We start from the raw sequence: 19669 nt of genomic DNA, 5'->3' as shown, positions 1-19669 counted from the left end.
TATTGCGCAATGAAAAGATGAGGTCAAGTAATGGCACTTGGGCGAGTCGAACGCATCCTGATTCTGGCGAAGACCTATCCTTCGCCAAGTGCGCAGTACGTGGAAACCTCCTGCGTCGCGGGTATCGCGCAGAGCGGCGCGATGCGGCGTCTCTTCCCGGTACCATTCCGGATGATCGAGGACGGTCAGCAGTTCAGGAAGTGGCAGTGGATCGACGTGCGCGTCGAGAAAGCGAACAAAGATCACCGCCCGGAGAGCCATAAGGTCTACGTCGACACGATCAATTGCGGCAACGTAATCGACACGAAGAAAGAATGGTCGTCGCGGTGGGAGTGGCTGGACAAGATCCCGTCATTCGACAGCTTCGATTCCATCGACGCGGCGAGGCTTGAGGGCGGCTTGTCGCTCGCGCTCCTTCATCCGAAGCGATTGCTCGGCCTGGATATTGTCAAGGCTCGGAACCCGGATTGGACTGACGATGAGCGGGAGAAACTGCTGCAGGAACAGATGCAGGGCAATCTATTTTCTGAGGCGGAAGAGCGCAAGCAGGTCAAGCAGCTTCGCAAGGTGCCGTTCGACTTCTATTACCGATACATCTGCGATACGCCGGACGGAGAAGAGGAGCACAAGCACAAAATCGTCGATTGGGAGGCCGGCGCGCTCTTCTGGAAATGCCGCGACAGTTATGGTGCTGACTGGGAGAAGCCGTTTCGCGTCAAGCTGGAGGAAGATCTGGGGAGTAAGGAGCTGATGTTCCTGATGGGTAACCAGCATCGATTCCAGGACCAGTGGCTGATTATCAGCTTGATCTATCCGCCTAAGCGCAAGCCAGCTGACGACCGGCAGGGCTCGATGTTTTGACCTCGGCGGCGGAGATGTGTTCGACGGCAGCACCGCAGTGCTCCTGCACTGCATTAGCGACCATCGAGCGGTGGCAGAAGTTGAAGTCGGCCTCGTAGCAAAGCAGGGCGCAGCTCGACGAACTGACCAAATCGGACAGGTCAGCGATCGCCGCTTGCTGCGTCTTAAGGTACTTGAGGAAGCCAACGGTATAGCGCTTCCAGTCGCCATCTTCCCGGTAGCGGTCACGTACCGGCTTCGGGCAGCCAAGGTCGACCATGTGGATGTATTCGAGCCCGGAGAGATTCAGCGTGCTGGCCAGCGCCTTTTTTGAGAAGCCGGGTTTGCGTGACAGCGGAAGCTCGCGGATGTCCACAACGGTCTCAATGCTGTGCTCTGCGAGTAGGGACATGAACGTGTCGATGTCCAGTCCTTCGTAGCCTATCGTGAAAACAGTCATTATTGAACTCGGTCGAGAGACGGTACATCGGAGGATACCGATCTCTGCTAATTTGTGACAGCCAGCGGTGGCGAGGGCCGCTGCGGAAAACTGGCCCCATTAATTTTCCGAGCGCTGTCGGTGACTCGATTGTCGTTATGATGCGGTGATATGGATCGGCATTGATTGATGCCGACCCAAAACGCCTACACGATGCCTACATAAGGCCAGAAGCGACAAAGGGTTACAGGCCGAAGCGCTGTAACCCTTTGTTTTGTTTGGTGGCGAATCAGGGATTCGAACCCCGGACCTGCGGATTATGATTCCGTCGCTCTAACCGACTGAGCTAATTCGCCGTGAAGACTTGAATTATGTCGATCGGCCGGTCGGCTGTCAATACCTTTTTCCATCTTTCCCGAAAAAAGATGCCAGCCGCCGTGCCGATCTCCATCGCGGGCGGCAGCCGGTCACCGGAAGGAGCACCTCCGCCGGCCGTCCCCGCCGCGGACCCAACATCAATCCTGCGCGTAGATGTCCGAGTCCTTCGTCTCCTTGACGAACAGCAGGCCGATCACGAACGTGGCCAGCGCGATCACGATCGGATACCAGAGGCCCGAGTAGATGTCGCCCTTCGCCGCGACGATCGCGAACGCGGTCGCCGGCAGGAAGCCGCCGAACCACCCGTTGCCGATGTGATAGGGCAGCGACATCGACGTGTAGCGGATCCGCGTCGGGAACATCTCGACCAGCATCGCGGCGATCGGGCCGTAGACCATCGTCACGTAGATCACGAGGATCGTCAGGATCACGATCGTCATCGGCCAGTTGAGCTGCGCCGGGTCCGCTTTCGCCGGGTAGCCGGCCCCCTTCAGCGTCGATGCGAGCGTTTTGTCGAACGCCGCGCCCTGCGCCTTCGCGTCGGCCGCCTTGCCGTCGTAAGTCGGGAGCACCGTGTCGCCGACCTTGATCTGGGCCTGCGTCCCGGCCGGCGCCGCGACGTTCTCGTAGTTCAGGCCGGCCTTGGCGAGCGCGCTCTTCGCGATGTCGCACGAGCTGGTGAACTTCGACGTGCCCACCGGGTTGAACTGGAACGAGCAGGTGGCCGGATCGGCGATGACCGTGATCGGCGCCTTCTGCGTCGCGAGTTCGAGCTGCGGGTTCGCGTAGTGCGTGAGCGCCTTGAACAGCGGGAAGTAGGTCAGCGCCGCGATCAGGCAGCCCGCGAGGATGATCGGCTTGCGGCCGATCTTGTCCGACAGCGACCCGAAGAACAGGAAGAACGGCGTGCCGATCAGCAGCGCGATCGCGATCAGGATGTTCGCGCTCGCGCCGTCGACCTTCAGCGTCTGCGTGAGGAAGAACAGCGCGTAGAACTGGCCCGTGTACCACACGACGGCCTGGCCGGCCGTCAGGCCGATGAGCGCGAGGATCACGATCTTCAGGTTCTTCCACTGGCCGAATGCCTCGGTCAGCGGCGCCTTCGACGTCTTGCCTTCCGCCTTGATGCGCAGGAACACCGGCGATTCGTTCAGTTGCAGCCGGATCCACACCGACACCCCGAGCAGCAGGATCGACGCGACGAACGGCACGCGCCAGCCCCAGCTGCCGAACGCTTCCTCGCCGATGAACGTGCGCACGCCGAGGATCACGAGCAGCGACAGGAACAGGCCGAGCGTGGCCGTCGTCTGGATCCACGCGGTGTAGAAGCCGCGCCGGTTGGCCGGCGCATGCTCGGCGACGTAGGTCGCCGCGCCGCCGTACTCGCCGCCGAGCGCGAGGCCCTGCAACAGCCGCATCGCGATGAAGATCACGGGCGCGGCGATGCCGATCGACGCGTAGCCGGGCAGGAAGCCGACCACGAACGTCGAGACGCCCATGATCACGATCGTCACGAGGAACGTGTGCTTGCGGCCGACGAGGTCGCCGAGCCGGCCGAACACGATCGCGCCGAACGGCCGCACCGCGAAGCCGGCCGCGAAGCCGAGCAGCGTGAAGATGAACGCGGCGGTCGGATTGACGCCGGAGAAGAAGCTCTTGCTGATGTAGGCCGCGAGCGAGCCGGCCAGGTAAAAGTCGTACCACTCGAACACGGTGCCGAGCGACGACGCGAAGATCACCTTCTTCTCTTCGCCCGTCATCGGCGAGTGCGAAATTTGCCCGCCTAACGTTGCCATGAATCGTCTCCAAGTCCCTTGATATAGATGTGCGGCCGCCGTGGGAGGGGCGGGCCTGTCGACGATTATTGGCACGGAAACTTACGGCCCACTGACTCGCTCGTACAAAACGACTGCGCGTTAACCCGTGTCGAATCGGTCGCTTCGCGTGTCGATCATGGCGCGAACGGCCGGTAAATCGCCGGTTTCGACGGGGTTGCGCCGATTCGCGGCGGCGCGCGTCAGGGTTAATCCGGGGCGGTGTCGGTCAGCGGCAGGCTGATGCGCACGAGCGTGCCGGCGAGGCGCGGTGCGTGTTGGTAGACGTGATCGTCGAGCGTCAGCGTGCCGCCGTGCTGAGTGGCGATCTCGCGCACGATCGCGAGCCCGAGGCCGCTGCCGTCGCCTTCGCGGCCGAGGATCCGGTAGAAGCGCTCGACCACGCGCTCGCGCTCGCCGGCCGGGATGCCGGGGCCCGTATCCTCGACTTCGAGATGGACGCGCCGCGCCGCGCGTTCGGCACGCACGCGCACCGTGATGCGGCCGCCTTCCGGCGTATAGCGGATCGCGTTGTCGACCAGGTTGCCGAGCATCTCGCGCAGCATCACCGGATTGCCGTCGACGTCGAGCGGCGCGTCGTCGTCCGGCCCTTCGTAACCGAGGTCCATCCGTTTCGCGAGCGCGGCCTGCACCCAGTCGCGCACCGTGCGCCGCGCGAGCGCGCCGATCTCGACCGGCTCGAACGTGAGCCCGCTCGCGCGGTTCTCGGCACGCGCGAGCGCGAGCAGTTGCGTGACGAGCCGCGCGGCCTGTTCGGAACTCGTCGCGATCTGCTCGAGCGAGCGCTGCACGTCGGGCGGCACCGGGTGGCGCAGCGCGAATTCGGCCTGCGTGCGCAGGCCCGCGAGCGGTGTCTTCATCTGGTGGGCGGCGTCGGCGATGAAGCGTTTCTGCAGCGCCATGTTCTGTTCGAGCCGCGCGAGCAGGTCGTTGAACGACGTGACGAGCGGTTCGATCTCGGGCGGCGCGCGCTGCGCCTCGACGGGCGACAGGTCGTCGGGCCGCCGCGCGCGGATGTGCGCCTGCAGCGCATTGAGCGGCGCGAGCCCGCGCGACAGCCCGAACCACACGAGCAGGATCGCGAGCGGCAGGATCACGAATTGCGGCAGGATCACGCCCTTGATGATGTCGTTCGCGAGCGCGTTGCGCTTGTCGAGCGTCTCGCCGACCTGCACGAGCACGGGCTGCGTGCCGCTCGCCTGCGGCAGCGCGACGGTCGTATATGCGACGCGCACGTCGTTGCCGCGCAGCAGATCGTCGCGGAACACGACGACGCCCGGCGGCGGGCGGTCCTCGTCGCGCGGCAGCGGCATGTCGGCCTCTCCCGCGACCAGTTCGCCGCGCGTGCCGAGCACCTGGAAGTAGACGCTGTCGATGTTGTCGGCGCGCAGGAAGTCGCGCGTCTGTTCCGGCAGCGTCAGCTCGGCGACGCCGTTGACCGGATGGATCTGCCGGGCGAGCACGTACGCATTGGTTTCGAGCGCGCGGTCGAACGGGCTGTTCGCGATCGTCTTCGCGACGAGATAGGTGACGGCGATGCTCATCGGCCACAGCAGCAGCAGCGGCGCGAGCATCCAGTCGAGAATTTCGCCGAACAGCGAGCGCGGCCGCGGCGTTTCGGGCGATTCGGTTTCGTCGGGCGGCGCGAACGGGTTCTCGTAGCGGGCGTCGCGCGCCTCGTCGGCAGCCGACGACGGCGCGCCGGTCGGGGGGCGGGAAGGGGAATGGGCCGGCGTGGCCATCGCGGCGCCGTCCGGCGTCAGCGCAGCGGCGTGCCGGCGGCCGCGGGCTGGGACGCTGCCGTGTCGGCCGGCGTCGCGGGCGCGACCTTCTCGAGGCAATAGCCGAGGCCGCGCACGGTCGAGATCCGCACGCCGCTCGGTTCGATCTTCTTGCGCAGCCGGTGCACGTAGACTTCGATCGCGTTGTTGCTGACTTCCTCGCCCCATTCGCACAGGTGATCGACGAGCTGTTCCTTCGACACGAGGCGGCCGATCCGCTGCAGCAGCACCTCGAGCAGGCCGAGTTCGCGCGCGGAGAGATCGAGCACGTGATCGTTCGCATACGCGATGCGGCCGACCTGGTCGAATGCGAGCGAACCGTGGCGCACGACCGTCGGGCCGCCGCCCGCGCCGCGCCGGGTCAGCGCGCGCACGCGCGCCTCGAGCTCGTTGAGCGCGAACGGCTTGGCCATGTAGTCGTCGGCGCCGAGGTCGAGCCCCTTCACGCGTTCGTCGACGCTGTCGGCGGCGGTCAGGATCAGCACGGGGAGATTGGAATTGCGCGCGCGCAGGCGCTTGAGCACGTCGAGCCCGGACATTTTCGGCAGCCCGAGATCGAGGATCAGCAGGTCGAAAGTCTGCATCGACAGCGCGGTGTCGGCATCGACGCCGCTCTTCACGTGATCGACGGCATAGCCCGATTGGCGGAGTGACCGGGTGAGGCCGTCCGCGAGTATGCTGTCGTCTTCGGCGATGAGAATTCGCATGTTGCTGACCGATGCCGGCACGTTCGCGCCGGCGCGGCTGTCTCCGAAGTTATTCGTGTACAACGCAACCCGCATTGCGGGCTTGCATAAACCACTGTTTTTTTATACAGTGTCTGCATTCGTGGGCAGCGCTTGATGCGGGCGCGCCTCCAACAGACGCTGCTCATCATAGCAAAGGACGATTCATGGAAGATAGCAAGAAGGGCTCCGGGATGACCGCCGAGAAGAGCAAGGCGCTGGCGGCCGCGCTCGCGCAGATCGAGAAGCAGTTCGGCAAGGGCTCGATCATGCGCATGGGCGACGGCGAGGCGGCCGAGAATATCCAGGTCGTCTCCACGGGGTCGCTGGGTCTCGACATCGCGCTGGGCGTCGGCGGCCTGCCGCGCGGCCGGGTGGTCGAGATCTACGGTCCGGAATCGTCCGGTAAAACCACGCTCACGCTGCAGGTCATCGCCGAACTGCAGAAGATCGGCGGCACGGCAGCCTTCATCGACGCCGAGCACGCGCTCGACGTCCAGTACGCGTCGAAGCTCGGCGTGAACGTGCCGGAGCTGCTGATCTCGCAGCCGGACACCGGCGAGCAGGCGCTCGAAATCACCGATGCGCTGGTGCGCTCGGGCTCGATCGACATGATCGTCATCGACTCGGTCGCGGCGCTCGTGCCGAAGGCCGAAATCGAAGGCGAGATGGGTGATTCGCTGCCGGGTCTGCAGGCCCGCCTGATGTCGCAGGCGCTGCGCAAGCTGACCGGCACGATCAAGCGCACGAACTGCCTCGTGATCTTCATCAACCAGATCCGGATGAAGATTGGCGTGATGTTCGGCAACCCGGAAACCACGACGGGCGGCAACGCACTGAAGTTCTACTCGTCGGTGCGTCTCGACATTCGCCGGATCGGCTCGATCAAGAAAAACGACGAGGTGATCGGCAACGAAACCCGCGTGAAGGTCGTCAAGAACAAGGTGTCGCCGCCGTTCCGCGAAGCGATCTTCGACATCCTGTACGGAGAAGGCATTTCGCGCCAGGGCGAGATCATCGATCTCGGCGTGCAGGCGAAGATCGTCGACAAGGCCGGCGCCTGGTATAGCTACAACGGCGAGAAGATTGGCCAGGGCAAGGACAACGCGCGTGAATTCCTGCGCGAGAATCCGGAAATCGCACGCGAGATCGAGAACCGCATTCGCGAATCGCTCGGTGTCGTCAGCATGCCCGATGGCGTAGCCAACGAAGCCGAGGCTCTGGACGAAGAAGAGTGATGGTTGTGCGCCGAGGCCGGGCTGGCGAGCCGGAGGAGCGCGACACGTCCGAAACGGCGGGTCGCTCCGGCCGGCGAGCCGGCCCCTCGGGCGCCAGCCGGCCGGACGCAGGCGGCAACGCCGCGAACCGCACCGCGACGAGGGCATCCGACGATGCCCTCGTTTCGTTTGAGATTGCCGCGCCGGACGATCCGTTCGAAGACGATGAATCGTTCGACGCGCATGATCGCTCCCGCCGTCGGGTGTCCGGTGTCCGCTTCCCGGGCGATCGCGCCGCGGACGATCGCGCAGCCGATGCGCCCGCGACCGAAGATGTCTATACGCGCAGCAGCCAGCATCCGCACCGCACCCATCGCGCATCCGGCACGGCTTTCGGCGCATCTTCCGGCGGCGCTGCTTCAAGCGATGCGCCGGGCGCCGGCGAACGCAAGTCGTCGAAGCCGCCGCGGTCGTTGAAGGGGCGCGCGCTCGGCTACCTGTCGAGGCGCGAATACAGCCGTGCGGAGCTTGCGCGCAAGCTCGCCCCCTACGTCGGCGAAGACGAATCCGTCGACCCGGTGCTCGATGTACTGGAGAAGGAAGGCTGGCTGTCCGACGCGCGCTTTGCCGAGAGCCTCGTGCATCGCCGCGCGTCGCGCGTCGGTGTCGCACGCATCGTCAGCGAACTGAAGCGCCATGCGGTCGGCGACAGTCTCGTCGAAGAGGTGAATGCCCAATTGCGCGAGACCGAGTGGAGCCGCGCGCAGGCCGTCTGGCGCAAGAAATTCGGTGCACTGCCGCAAACGCCCGCGGAGCGCGCGAAGCAGGCGCGCTTCCTGGCCGCGCGCGGCTTCTCGAGCGCGACGATCGTGAAGCTGCTGAAGGTGGGCGACGATTTTCCGATCGACGACTGAGTGGCCCGGTCGCGCGCGTGGCGCGCGATTTTGCTGCATCGCAACCGCTTCCGGACAGGCGGGAATACCCGCCGTCGGGGCCGAATGCCTCAAATACCCAATATGCTAAAATCCACGGGTTTTCCTCTTCGGCCTCAACCTCCAGCATGCCGCTATCCGAGCCCGTGCCCCGTCAGTTGCGACATCGACGCGCAATCCGAGCGGAAGCCTACGAGCGCGGCGACGGCTTGTGGGACATCGAAGCCTGCCTGACCGACCACAAGCCGCGCGATGTCGCGCTTGCGTCGGGCATCCGGCCCCAGGGCCTGCCGATCCACGAACTCTGGCTGCGCGTGACCATCGATCGTGACCTCAATGTCGTCGACGCCGAAGCGTCTTCGGAATGGGTGCCCTATCCCGGTCACTGTCAATCCGCTTCCCCCGCCTATCGGGCCCTCATCGGGCTCAATCTCTTCCGCAATTTCCGCCGCAACGCGAACCGGCTGCTCGCCGGCGTCGCAGGCTGTTCCCATCTCACCGAACTGTGCGCCGTGCTGCCGACGGCCGCGATCCAGGCGTTCGCCGGTGATGTATGGAACGTGCGCGAGGAGGGCGGCGAAGGCCCGGATCATGACGGCGTGCACGCCGAACCGCCTTTCCAGCTCGGCCGCTGCCGCGCGCTGCGATTCGATGGCGAGGTCGTGCGGCAGTACTACCCGCGCTGGTATGGCCCGATTCGGCCGGATCTGCCCGGTGAAGGCAGCACGAAGGAATGAACGGAAATCATTCGAAGAAGCGTCTTAAGCGACATTTCATCCAACTCTCAGACTGAAGGGAATCACGCATGAAGATTCACGAGTACCAGGGTAAGGAAATCCTGCGGAAATTCGGCGTCGCGGTACCGCGCGGCAAGCCGGCGTTCTCGGTGGACGAGGCCGTCAAGGTGGCGGAAGAGCTCGGCGGCCCGGTTTGGGTCGTGAAGGCTCAGATTCACGCGGGTGGCCGTGGCAAGGGCGGCGGCGTGAAGGTGGCGAAGTCGATCGAGCAGGTGCGCGAATACGCGAACCAGATCCTCGGCATGCAGCTCGTCACGCACCAGACCGGCCCGGAAGGCCAGAAGGTCAACCGCCTGATGATCGAAGAGGGCGCCGACATCAAGCAGGAACTGTACGTCAGCCTTGTCGTCGACCGCATCTCGCAGAAGATCGTGCTGATGGGTTCGAGCGAAGGCGGCATGGACATCGAAGAAGTCGCCGAAAAGCACCCGGAACTGATCCACAAGGTCATCGTCGAGCCGTCGACGGGCCTGCTGGACGCGCAGGCAGACGACCTCGCCGCGAAGATCGGCGTGCCGGCCGCATCGATTCCGCAAGCGCGCGCGATCCTGCAAGGCCTGTACAAGGCATTCTGGGAAACCGACGCATCGCTGGCTGAAATCAACCCGCTGAACGTCTCCGGCGACGGCAAGGTCACCGCACTCGACGCGAAGTTCAACTTCGACTCGAACGCGCTGTTCCGTCACCCGGAAATCGTCGCGTACCGCGATCTGGACGAGGAAGATCCGGCTGAAATCGAAGCGTCGAAGTTCGACCTCGCGTACATCTCGCTCGACGGCAACATCGGCTGCCTCGTGAACGGCGCGGGCCTCGCGATGGCGACGATGGACACCATCAAGCTGTTCGGCGGCGAACCGGCGAACTTCCTGGACGTCGGCGGCGGCGCGACGACCGAGAAGGTCACGGAAGCGTTCAAGCTGATGCTGAAGAACCCGGACCTGAAGGCGATTCTCGTGAACATCTTCGGCGGCATCATGCGCTGCGACGTGATCGCGGAAGGCGTGATCGCCGGTTCGAAGGCCGTGAACCTGAACGTGCCGCTCGTCGTGCGCATGAAGGGCACGAACGAGGACCTCGGCAAGAAGATGCTGGCCGATTCGGGCCTGCCGATCATCTCGGCGGACAGCATGGAAGAGGCTGCGCAGAAGGTCGTCGCGGCTGCCGCAGGCAAGTAAGCACGCGCTAATGAACACGTAGGGCGGCGCGGTTTGCACGCGACGCCCATCGAACAGAGGTCAAAATACATGTCGATTCTGATCAACAAGGACACGAAGGTCATCACGCAGGGCATTACCGGCAAAACCGGTCAGTTCCATACGCGCGCCTGCCGTGAATACGCAAACGGCCGCGAAGCATTCGTCGCGGGCGTGAACCCGAAGAAGGCCGGCGAAGACTTCGAAGGCATTCCGATCTACGCGAGCGTCAAGGAAGCGAAGGCGGAAACCGGCGCGACCGTGTCGGTCATCTACGTGCCGCCGGCAGGCGCGGCGGCTGCGATCTGGGAAGCGGTCGAAGCCGACCTGGATCTCGCGATCTGCATCACGGAAGGCATTCCCGTGCGCGACATGATCGAAGTGAAGGACCGCATGCGTCGCGAAGGCCGCAAGACGCTGCTGCTCGGGCCGAACTGCCCGGGCACGATCACGCCGGACGAACTGAAGATCGGCATCATGCCGGGTCACATCCACCGCAAGGGTCGTATCGGCGTCGTGTCGCGTTCGGGCACGCTGACGTATGAAGCGGTTGCCCAGCTGACGGCACTCGGCCTCGGCCAGTCGTCGGCAGTCGGTATCGGCGGCGACCCGATCAACGGTCTGAAGCACATCGACGTGATGAAGATGTTCAACGACGATCCGGATACGGATGCGGTCGTGATGATCGGCGAAATCGGCGGTCCGGACGAAGCCAACGCCGCCGAGTGGATCAAGGACAACATGAAGAAGCCGGTCGTCGGCTTCATCGCGGGCGTCACGGCGCCTCCGGGCAAGCGCATGGGCCACGCCGGCGCGCTGATCTCGGGCGGTGCGGATACGGCCGAAGCGAAGCTGGAAATCATGGAAGCGTGCGGCATCACCGTCACGCGCAACCCGTCGGAAATGGGCCGTCTGCTGAAGAAGGCGCTGTAAGTATTTCCATCGGGTCCGTCCTGCAGAAAACGCCGGCTTTGCCGGCGTTTTTTGTTATGCTCCCGCAATGAATTCGTAAGCACCGGGCATGTGCGCTGCATGTGCCGACGATGAACCGGGTCGCCCGCGAGGCGGCCGCTGCCCTTTCCTCACCGCCATGCTCGAATTCCTGACCTCGCTGCACTGGGGCGCCATTCTCCAGATCGTCATCATCGATATCCTGCTCGGCGGCGACAACGCGGTCGTGATCGCGCTTGCGTGCCGCAACCTGCCGGCGAACCAGCGGCTGCGCGGGGTCGTCTGGGGCACCGCGGGGGCGATCCTGCTGCGCGTCGCGCTGATCACGTTCGCGGTCGCGCTGCTCGACGTGCCGTTCCTGAAGCTCGGCGGCGGGTTGTTGCTGCTGTGGATCGGCATCAAGCTGATGGCGCCGGCCGCCGACGCGCACGACAACATCAAGCCGGCCGACCGGCTGTGGGATGCCGTGAAGACGATCGTGATCGCCGATGCGGTCATGAGCCTCGACAACGTGATCGCGATCGCCGGCGCGGCCGAGCAGGCCGACCCGTCGCACCGGATCGCGCTCGTGATCTTCGGGCTCATTGTCAGCGTGCCGATCATCGTGTGGGGCAGCACGCTGGTGCTGAAGCTGCTCGACCGGTTCCCGGTCGTCGTGGCGCTCGGCGCCGGGCTGCTCGGCTGGATCGCGGGTGGGCTGATCGTGAACGACCCGGTCGGCGACCGCTGGCCGGTGCTCGATACGCCGGAAGTGGTCTACGGCGCGAGCATCGTCGGCGCACTGTTCGTCGTCGCGATCGGTTACGCGCTCAGGAAACGCCGCGGCGTGCCGCAGCACTGACTGGCCATCCGGCTGACTGCCGGCTTCGCTGCCCGCTGGCTACGATCGAGACGCCTGCCTTTGTCGGCAGGCGTTTTTCGTTTCCGGAGCCTGCCATGTTCGAAGCCTTTTCCGTTTCCCTGTTCCGTCGCGTTGCCGCCGATCTGCGGCGCGCGAACCGGCCGTCGCCGCGCTGGCGGCTGGCCGGCTTCACGTTGATCGAACTGATGATCGTGCTCGCGATCGTCGGCGTCGTCGCGGCCTATGCGATTCCCGCGTACCAGGATTACCTCGCGCGGTCGCGCGTCGGCGAGGGGCTTGCGCTCGCGTCGTCGGCGCGGCTCGCGGTCGCCGACAATGCGGCGAGCGGCGCGAGCCTCGACGGCGGCTATAGTCCACCCACCTCGACCCGCAACGTCGAATCGGTTTCGATCGACGCCAATACCGGCCAGATCACGGTCGCGTTCACCGCCCGGGTCGCCGCGGCCGGCACAAATACGCTGGTGCTCGTGCCGTCCGCGCCCGACAAGGCCGATGCGCCCACCGCGCGCGTGCCGCTCAAAAAGGGGTCGATACAAGCGGGCGCGATTGCGTGGGAATGTTTCGCCGCCGGGAAGGACGCATCGTCGCTGCCGGCGCCCGGCGCGGGGCCGTTGCCCGGTAACGCCGCGACGCTGCCCGCGAAATATGCGCCCGCGGAGTGCCGTGCATAAGGCTGGCGGAGCCGGAGGAGGGCGGCGCATGCGGCCTGCCGGCCGCCGCTTCGGCCGGCGGGGCTGCGGCTGCGCGCCGGCTCGCGGAGCGACAGCCCCGCACAGAGCAGGGAAAGTTTTGTATAGTGCGCCGGTTGCTGACACCCGGTTCGCTCATGCCTTCTACTTTTTCCCGTTCGTTGCCGCTCGTTGCGCTGGCTGTCGCCCTGATCGTGCCGTACGCGATCACGAATCATACGTATCCGATCCCGACCTTCTATTCCGAGTTTTCCGCGCTGGTGCTGTATCTGCTGGTGGGCGTGTCCGTCGTGCTGCTCGCGCGCACCGGCCGCCCCGCCCAGCCGTTTGCCGCGCCGGCCGCGTTCGCGGCGCCGCTTGGTTTTGCGGTGGTGCTGATCGCGCAGGTCGCGCTGATCCCGCTCAAGGTGCCGTCGATGAACTGGCTGGCGGTCGGCTATCTCGCCGCCGCGCTGGTCGCGATGCAGGCCGGGTATACGCTTGCGCGCGACGGGATGGCGGAAATCGTGTCGCGGATGATGGCCGGGGCGCTGCTCGTGGGCGGCGTATTCGCGGTCGGCGCCCAGATCGTGCAGCTATTCCACCTGGAATCGGCCGTCTCGCCATTCGTCGTGGTATACAACATCGCGGTCGATCGCCGCCCGTACGGCAACATGGCGCAGGCGAACCACCTGGCCAGCTACATCGCCTTCGCGCTCGCGGGTGCGCTGTATCTGGTGCAGACGCGCCGGCTCGCGGTGTGGGCATGGCTCACGCTGTCGCTCGTGCTGTCGGTCGGTCTTGCGCTGACGGTGTCGCGCGGGCCGTGGCTGCAAGTCGCGGTGATGGTGGTCGCGGGCTTCTGGATGGCCTGGGTCGAATCGCGCCGCACGCCGGGCAATGCGCGTGCGTGGCTGATACCGGTCGTGCTCGCGGTCGCGTTCATCGCGGTGAACGTCGCCGTGCGCTGGGCCAACGTGCACTACCACCTGAATCTCGCGGAGTCGGCAGCCGACCGGATGCGCGATGCCGGGCAGATCGCGCCGCGCCTCGCGCTGTGGAAGTACGGGCTCGCGATGTTCCGCGAACATCCGCTGCTCGGGGTCGGCTGGGGCGAATTCCCGTCGCACCAGTTCGCGCTCGTGCGCACGCTCGGCGGCGTCGAGATCGCGAACAACGCGCACGACATCTTCATCGACCTGCTCGCGAAGTCCGGTCTCGTCGGGCTCGGCGTGCTCGCCGTCACGCTCGTCACGTGGTTCGTGCGCGCGGTGCGGGCGCCGCAGTCGAGCATGCGCGTGTTCGGCTTCGCGCTGATCGGCATCCTGCTGATGCATGCGCTGGTCGAGTATCCGCAGCAATACATGTTCTTCCTGCTGCCGGCGATGTTCGTGATCGGGCTGCTCGAGGTGAAGCCGCTGCGTATCCTGCCGGGGCGTGCGGCGTTCGGGCTGTTCGCGGTGTTGTCGTTCGGCGGCGTGCTGGCGGCGGTGCCCGTGCTGCGCGACTATCAGCGCGCGGAAGTGCTGTATTACGGCAGCAACCCGGCCGCGCAGTACCGCGATGCGCCGTCGCTGCTGTTCGGCGCGTGGGGCGATTACGGTGCGGCGACGCTGCTGACCATTTCGCCGGACAACCTGCCGCTCAAGCTCGCCGCGCATGAGCGCGCGATCGCGCTGCTGCCCGGCGAGACGGTGCTGCGCCGCTATGCGGTGCTGCAGGCGCTGGCCGGCCGCGAAGCCGATGCGCTCGATACCGTCGCGCGCCTGCACGTGTTTGCGAAGGAATTGAAGGACTGGCCGCAACAGCTGGCCGCGTTGTACAAGCTGTGCGACCAGGAGCCTGCGCTGAAGACGTTCAGGGCGGCGATCGTCGCGAAGTACGGGGAAGCGCCGGCCGACGAGGGCGACGATTCGGACGACGACGATTCGGATTGATGCGTGTCGTGCGCGCCGGAACGGGGCACTCCGGCGTCTACCGGGCCGCGGTGACGACGACTGACGCCGGAGCAACACGGCCCGGCGCATGGCGCCAATCCGGTCGGGTATCGATTACGTCGCGGATCGCGTGGATTCCGGCCGAATGGGTGACGATTCGCGTCAACCATTGTCAAATCGCCGCCGCTGACCGGGCGGCGCGTGCACAATGCGCGAAAGCCCTCGCGTGCCGCCGGCGCGGGGCGTAGCCGATGTGAATACGGAGAATGTCCCGGCTATCCGGGCATTCCGCCGAGCAGGATCGCGATCGAGCATCGCTCGGCCGCGCGGCCGTAACGGGGCGCCGATCCGAAGGCCGCGGCGCAGTGCGACACACGCGATGCCGCCGGCGAAAGGCTGCCGGCGCGACGCGTGTGCCCAGAACAGTGCTGAAGAACGATATTAGACCATGGCCATTCGCTCGACCTACCTGATCCTGCCCGCCGTCGCGGTACTGTTTTCCGGCTGCGCGATGCTGTCGTCATCGCAGGAAAGCAAGCTGACCTGCCATATCCCGCGCGCCGTCTATCCGGATAGCGCGAAACCGCTCACGCGCCCGGCGACCGTGCTCGTGCGCGCGCTGATGACGACGTCCGGCGAAGCGCAGAACGTGACCGTGACGACGAGCAGCCGCAATGCGGCGGCCGATCGCGCGGCCGTCGACGCGATGACCCATGCGACCTGCGCGCAGACTGGCGCGACCGCGAATCCGTTCCTGCTTACGCAACCGTTCGTGTTCGAGCCGCGGCGCGGGCAGTGATGGGGCGGGCGTGCGCTCGATGGGCGCGGCCGCGGGGCCGGCACCCGAATCGCGACGGGGCCTCGCGGCAATCTCATTGGAACGATCAGAACTGCCGCTTCTCGAGCGTATACCCGTCGTCAGATTTGGGTGACTTCGTTCGACGATAGCGAGACCAGGGTCGTCGGCTTGTCGCAGAGCGAAAGGCTTATAAAGGAATACGGTTACGCTTACGCTTCCGCCTTCCAGTCCCCCGACTTCCCGCCGCGCTTCTCCCTGACGCTCACGTCGGTGATCACCATCCCGCGGTCGACGGCCTTGCACATGTCGTAGACGGTCAGCAGCCCGACCTGCACGGCCGTCAGCGCTTCCATCTCGACGCCGGTGCGGCCGAACGTCTCGACCTGCACGACGCAGTGGACTCCCGGCAGCGCGTCGTCGAGTTCGAACTCGACGGCCACGCGCGTCAGCGCGAGCGGGTGGCACAGCGGAATGAGATCGGCCGTGCGCTTCGCGCCCTGAATCGCCGCGATGCGCGCGACGCCGAGCACGTCGCCTTTCTTGGCCTTGCCGTCGCGGATCAGCGCGAACGTGGCCGGCAGCATCCGGATCGTGCCGCGCGCGATCGCGATGCGTCGGGTTTCCTGCTTGTCGCCGACGTCGACCATGTGGGCGTGACCGGCTGCATCGAAATGGGTGAGTCCTGACATGTCTTCCTCTATTGGAACGGAGTGCGTACGCACGTCCCTCGATCCTGCTTCGCGATCGGCCGGGCACTGAACGCCATGCCGGCGCGACGAACCGATCCAACGGCTTAGCGGGCGCCTATCATAGCAGCGGCGTTCGCGTTGCCGCAGGCGCAGATGACGCGCGCGCGGCACGGGACAGTCGTCGCGGCGCCGGTACAATGATCCGAATATTCAGACCAAACGCCGCGATGCGCGCCGTTCGCGCGGGACGGCGTCGTTTTCATCCTGCCATGCGTGTCAAACAGTTGCTTGCCGTGTCGCTGTCGGCCGCGCTCGCGCTGCCGCCGGGCGGCCATGCGCAGAGCGCCTCCGCGCCGCCGCTCGAGCCGGCGGTTGGCGGCGCGACGTCGATTTCCACCGTGCCGTCCGGCATCGCGACCGGCGTATTCGGCACGTACGGCGGCGCGGAGAGCCGGTTCTCGGGCGCGGACGGTGCGTCGGCGCCGGTCGCGAGCCTGCGCGCGCCGCTGCGTGCGCTCGAGCTGCCCGATCTCGGCGACGGCTCCGGCGGCTCGCTGACGCCGCGGGCCGAGCGCCGGCTCGGCGAACGCGTGATGCGTGAAGTGCGGCGCGATCCCGACTATCTCGACGACTGGCTCGTGCGCGACTACCTGAACGCGATGGCGGCGCGGCTCGCGGCCGCGGCGGCGGCGCGCTACATCGGCGGCTACACGCCGGACTTCGACCTGTTCCCGGTGCGCGATCCGCAGATCAACGCGTTCTCGATGCCGGGCGGCTTCATCGGGATCAACAGCGGGCTGGTCGTCACGACGCAGACGGAGTCGGAACTCGCGTCGGTGGTCGGCCACGAGATGGGCCACGTGCTGCAGCGGCACATCGCCCGGATGATCGGCGCGAGCGAGAAGAGCGGCTATACGGCGCTCGCGACGATGCTGCTCGGCGTGCTGGCCGGCGTGCTCGCGCGCAGCGGCGATCTCGGCAGCGCGATCGCGATGGGCGGGCAGGCATACGCGGTCGACAACCAGCTGCGCTTCTCTCGGTCGGCCGAGCGCGAGGCCGATCGCGTGGGCTTCCAGCTGCTCGCGGGAGCCGGCTACGACCCGTATGGCATGCCGGGCTTCTTCGAGCGGCTCGACCGCGCGTCGACGGGCGATGCGGGCGTGCCCGCCTATGCGCGCACGCACCCGCTGACCGGCGAGCGGATCGCCGACATGGAGGATCGTGCGCGCCGCGCGCCGTACCGGCAGCCGCGCCAGTCCGCCGAATACGGGTTCGTGCGTGCACGGCTGCGCGTCCTGCAGAACCGGGCGCCGACCGACATCTCGGCCGAGGCGCGCCGGATGCAGCTCGAGATCGACGATCGCACCGCGCCGAACGTCGCGGCGAACTGGTACGGCATCGCGCTCGCGAACACGCTGCTCGGCCAGTACGATGCGGCGGACAAGGCGCTCGCATCGGCGCGCGGCGCGTTCGACGAGCGCGAGCGGCGCGACGACGATCCGGCGACCAGTTCGCCGAGCCTCGACGTGCTGGCCGCCGACATCGCCCGCCGCGCGGGCCGGACCGACGACGCGGTACCGCTTTCGGCGCTCGCGCAGCGGCGCTGGCCGGCGTCGCACGCGGCGATCGTCGCGCACCTGCAGGCGCTGATCGCCGCGCGCCGCTTCGGCGAAGCGCAGACGCTCGCGCGGGCGCAGGCGAAGGCCGACCCCGAACAGCCGGACTGGTGGGAGTACCTCGCGAAGGCGAGCGACGGCAAGGGCGACGTGCTCGCGCGGCGCCGGGCACTGGCGGAGAAACTGGCGCTCGACGGCGCATGGCCGTCGGCGATCCGGCAACTGAAGGAAGCGCGCGACGCGAAGGACGTGTCGTTCTACGAGCAGTCGATCATCGGCGCGCGGCTGCTGGAATTCGAGGCGCGCTACAAGGAAGAGCGCGACGACGAGAAGAACGGCCGCGGGTAGCGGCGGCCGCGCGGCGAACGCGGCCGGCCTCGCCGCGGCTCACTCGCCGCTGTCGGCCGCGTCGCGCGCGAGGCGCGCCGGGCTGGCGACGTAGCCGAACCGCGCCGGTACGTCGGCGCACGCGATGCTGCCGAGCGGCAGCGTACGGCCATCGCGCCAGCGCAGCACCGGCGGCTCGGCATCGAAATCCGCGTGATCGGCGAACAGCCCGAGGTCGTGATCGTGCAGCGCCGCGATGCGCGCGGGTGTGCCGCCATCGCGAAACAGCACGCCGCCGCCGTCGTCGAGCCAGGCGGCATCCGGTTCGAACGGGGCGCCCGTCTGGTCGGTGAGCGCAAGCTGCCCGTCATGCTCGGCGAGCCGCACGACCCACGGCGTATAGGCGAGTTCGACGTACACGCGCTGCGGCCCGTTCTGGAAGAACCACTGGCCCTGCGCGTCGCATGCGTAGTTGCGGCCGATGAACGCGTTCAGCGCCGCGTGCCGGATCGGCGAGCCGAGCTCGCCGGCCGCCTGCGCGGCGTCGTCGCGCAGCCGCCAGGTGCCGCGCCGGTCGAGCAGCAGCCAGCCGGTGCAATGCGGCACGTTCGGCCATTTGGCGAGCGCCTGCCTGACGATGTCATCCATGGTCGACGAATTTCGAGCAATAGCCGAACACCCGCGCCGACAGCCAGTCGACGCGGCCGGGGAACGGCCCGGTCATGAAGCCCGCGTGGCCGCCGTGCGCGGGCTGGTCGAGCTCGACGGACGGCGACACGTCGGCCGGGCCCGGCAGCGCCGATTCGGGCAGGAACGGGTCGTTGCGGGCGTTGAGGATCAGCGTCGGCACGTCGATCGCGGGCAGCAGCGGCCGCGTGGTCGCCTTCGTCCAGTAGTCGTCCGCGTTCGCGAAACCGTGCAGCGGCGCGGTCACGACCTCGTCGAAGTCGCGCATCGTCACGGCCTGCAGCATCGCTTCGCGGTCGAACAGCCCCGGATACTGGTCGAGCTTCGCGAGCGCCTTGCGCTTGAGCGTCTTCAGGAAGCTGCGCGTGTAGACCATCGCGAACCCCTGCGACAGCGCGCGGCCGCCGGCGTGCACGTCGATCGGCGTCGAGATCGCGGCCGCGGCGCGCACGATCGACGTGTCGCTGCGATGCTCGCCGAGCCAGCGCAGCAGCACGTTGCCGCCGAGCGACACGCCGGCCGCGACCAGCGGCCCGCGATGCTGCGCGGCGAGCCGGCGCAGGATCCAGTCGACCTCGGCGCTGTCGGCGAGATGGTAGAAGCGCGGCTGGCGGTTGATCTCGCCGCTGCAACTGCGGAAGTGCGGGACGACGGCGTGCCACCCGTTCGCGCGCGCGGTGGCCATCATCGCGAGCGCGTAGTGCGAGCCGGAGCTGCCTTCGAGGCCGTGGAACAGCACGAACAGCGGCGCGTCGGGCGCCGGCGCCGCGCTGTCGAGGTGCGCGACCCAGTCGAGGTCGATGAAGTCGTGGTCGGGCGTTTCCCATCGCTCTCGCCGATAAGCGACGACCGGACGCCGCGCGAACAGCGCGGGCACGATGGTTTGCACATGGCTGTTGGGCAGCCAGCGCGGTGCGCGATAGCGCAATGAATCGTCGTCGGGGGCCGGGGCCCCAGTCAGCGGCGAGGTGGGCGGAGAAGCCGTACTCATGATCG

The 19669-nt window shown here is 66.8% G+C and carries 19 protein-coding genes and 1 tRNA gene; 12 read left to right on the top strand and 8 right to left on the bottom strand.

Going from position 1 to position 19669, the window contains the following annotated elements:
- Window positions 1-30: 30 nt before the first annotated feature.
- Window positions 31-861 (top strand): hypothetical protein, encoded by an 831-nt coding sequence (locus QZM72_RS27635; protein ID WP_089468367.1) that lies wholly within the window; start codon window positions 31-33, stop codon window positions 859-861.
- Here the strand turns inward: QZM72_RS27635 and QZM72_RS27630 are convergent.
- The 5 genes from QZM72_RS27630 to QZM72_RS27610 all read right to left on the bottom strand — a co-directional run bounded on the left by QZM72_RS27630 (window position 818) and on the right by QZM72_RS27610 (window position 5980).
- A complete protein-coding gene (locus QZM72_RS27630; RefSeq protein ID WP_089468366.1) occupies window positions 818-1300 on the bottom strand; it encodes a DUF488 family protein in 483 nt (160 codons plus the stop codon). The two genes, QZM72_RS27635 and QZM72_RS27630, sit on opposite strands and share 44 nt — an antisense overlap.
- Window positions 1301-1558: 258 nt before the next feature.
- Window positions 1559-1635, bottom strand: a tRNA-Met gene (locus QZM72_RS27625).
- A gap of 159 nt (window positions 1636-1794) precedes the next feature.
- Window positions 1795-3453 (bottom strand): MFS transporter, encoded by a 1659-nt coding sequence (locus tag QZM72_RS27620; RefSeq protein ID WP_089468362.1) that lies wholly within the window; start codon window positions 3451-3453, stop codon window positions 1795-1797.
- 227 nt (window positions 3454-3680) lie between these two features.
- Window positions 3681-5234, bottom strand: coding sequence for a sensor histidine kinase (locus QZM72_RS27615; RefSeq protein ID WP_089468361.1), 1554 nt, complete (start codon window positions 5232-5234; stop codon window positions 3681-3683).
- Window positions 5235-5251: 17 nt separating this feature from the next.
- A complete protein-coding gene (locus QZM72_RS27610) occupies window positions 5252-5980 on the bottom strand; it encodes a response regulator transcription factor (protein ID WP_089435843.1) in 729 nt (242 codons plus the stop codon).
- Here QZM72_RS27610 and QZM72_RS27605 point away from each other — a divergent pair.
- The 10 genes from QZM72_RS27605 to QZM72_RS27560 all read left to right on the top strand — a co-directional run bounded on the left by QZM72_RS27605 (window position 5979) and on the right by QZM72_RS27560 (window position 15354).
- On the top strand, window positions 5979-6116 hold the full coding sequence (locus tag QZM72_RS27605) for a hypothetical protein (RefSeq protein ID WP_179233432.1): 138 nt from the start codon (window positions 5979-5981) through the stop codon (window positions 6114-6116). The genes QZM72_RS27610 and QZM72_RS27605 overlap by 2 nt on opposite strands.
- A 49-nt stretch (window positions 6117-6165) precedes the next feature.
- Window positions 6166-7236, top strand: coding sequence for a recombinase RecA (recA, locus tag QZM72_RS27600; protein WP_011546125.1), 1071 nt, complete (start codon window positions 6166-6168; stop codon window positions 7234-7236).
- Complete coding sequence (gene recX, locus QZM72_RS27595; RefSeq protein WP_301739683.1) at window positions 7236-8129, top strand: recombination regulator RecX; 894 nt, start codon at window positions 7236-7238, stop codon at window positions 8127-8129. The genes recA and recX overlap by 1 nt, the downstream gene beginning before the upstream one ends.
- Window positions 8130-8275: 146 nt before the next feature.
- A complete protein-coding gene (locus QZM72_RS27590) occupies window positions 8276-8884 on the top strand; it encodes a DUF2889 domain-containing protein (protein ID WP_050014576.1) in 609 nt (202 codons plus the stop codon).
- Between the two features lie 68 nt (window positions 8885-8952).
- Window positions 8953-10119, top strand: coding sequence for an ADP-forming succinate--CoA ligase subunit beta (gene sucC, locus QZM72_RS27585; RefSeq protein ID WP_006477915.1), 1167 nt, complete (start codon window positions 8953-8955; stop codon window positions 10117-10119).
- Window positions 10120-10188: 69 nt separating this feature from the next.
- Window positions 10189-11070 carry a succinate--CoA ligase subunit alpha gene (sucD, locus tag QZM72_RS27580; RefSeq protein ID WP_006477916.1) on the top strand — a complete coding sequence of 294 codons (882 nt, stop codon included), beginning with the start codon at window positions 10189-10191 and terminating at the stop codon, window positions 11068-11070.
- Between the two features lie 157 nt (window positions 11071-11227).
- Entirely contained in the window at window positions 11228-11929 is a 702-nt protein-coding gene (locus tag QZM72_RS27575; protein ID WP_089468359.1) for a TerC family protein, read from the top strand.
- A gap of 95 nt (window positions 11930-12024) precedes the next feature.
- A complete protein-coding gene (locus tag QZM72_RS27570; RefSeq protein WP_089468358.1) occupies window positions 12025-12621 on the top strand; it encodes a pilin in 597 nt (198 codons plus the stop codon).
- Between the two features lie 155 nt (window positions 12622-12776).
- Window positions 12777-14555, top strand: coding sequence for a Wzy polymerase domain-containing protein (locus tag QZM72_RS27565; protein WP_089468357.1), 1779 nt, complete (start codon window positions 12777-12779; stop codon window positions 14553-14555).
- Between the two features lie 448 nt (window positions 14556-15003).
- Entirely contained in the window at window positions 15004-15354 is a 351-nt protein-coding gene (locus QZM72_RS27560) for a TonB family protein (protein WP_089468356.1), read from the top strand.
- A gap of 209 nt (window positions 15355-15563) precedes the next feature.
- On the opposite strand, the gene moaC is transcribed toward QZM72_RS27560, so the two are convergent.
- Window positions 15564-16043 carry a cyclic pyranopterin monophosphate synthase MoaC gene (gene moaC / locus QZM72_RS27555; protein WP_089468355.1) on the bottom strand — a complete coding sequence of 160 codons (480 nt, stop codon included), beginning with the start codon at window positions 16041-16043 and terminating at the stop codon, window positions 15564-15566.
- A 269-nt stretch (window positions 16044-16312) separates the two neighbouring features.
- Between moaC and QZM72_RS27550 the strand changes: the two genes are divergently transcribed.
- The gene (locus QZM72_RS27550) at window positions 16313-18007 is read left to right on the top strand and encodes a M48 family metalloprotease (RefSeq protein WP_089468354.1); all 1695 of its coding nucleotides are present in this window, start codon (window positions 16313-16315) and stop codon (window positions 18005-18007) included.
- 39 nt (window positions 18008-18046) lie between these two features.
- Here the strand turns inward: QZM72_RS27550 and QZM72_RS27545 are convergent, their stop codons facing one another.
- Both QZM72_RS27545 and QZM72_RS27540 read right to left on the bottom strand, forming a co-directional pair.
- Complete coding sequence (locus QZM72_RS27545) at window positions 18047-18634, bottom strand: DUF2946 family protein (RefSeq protein WP_301739682.1); 588 nt, start codon at window positions 18632-18634, stop codon at window positions 18047-18049.
- Complete coding sequence (locus tag QZM72_RS27540; RefSeq protein ID WP_089468352.1) at window positions 18627-19664, bottom strand: hydrolase; 1038 nt, start codon at window positions 19662-19664, stop codon at window positions 18627-18629. Before QZM72_RS27540 ends, QZM72_RS27545 begins: the two co-directional genes overlap by 8 nt.
- Window positions 19665-19669 lie beyond the last annotated feature (5 nt).

Source organism: Burkholderia sp. AU45388 (assembly GCF_030481585.1).
Classification (GTDB): Bacteria; Pseudomonadota; Gammaproteobacteria; order Burkholderiales; family Burkholderiaceae; genus Burkholderia; species Burkholderia sola.
The sequence above is the reverse complement of the archived record's forward strand: the minus strand, read 5'-3'. Positions and strand labels throughout refer to the sequence as shown.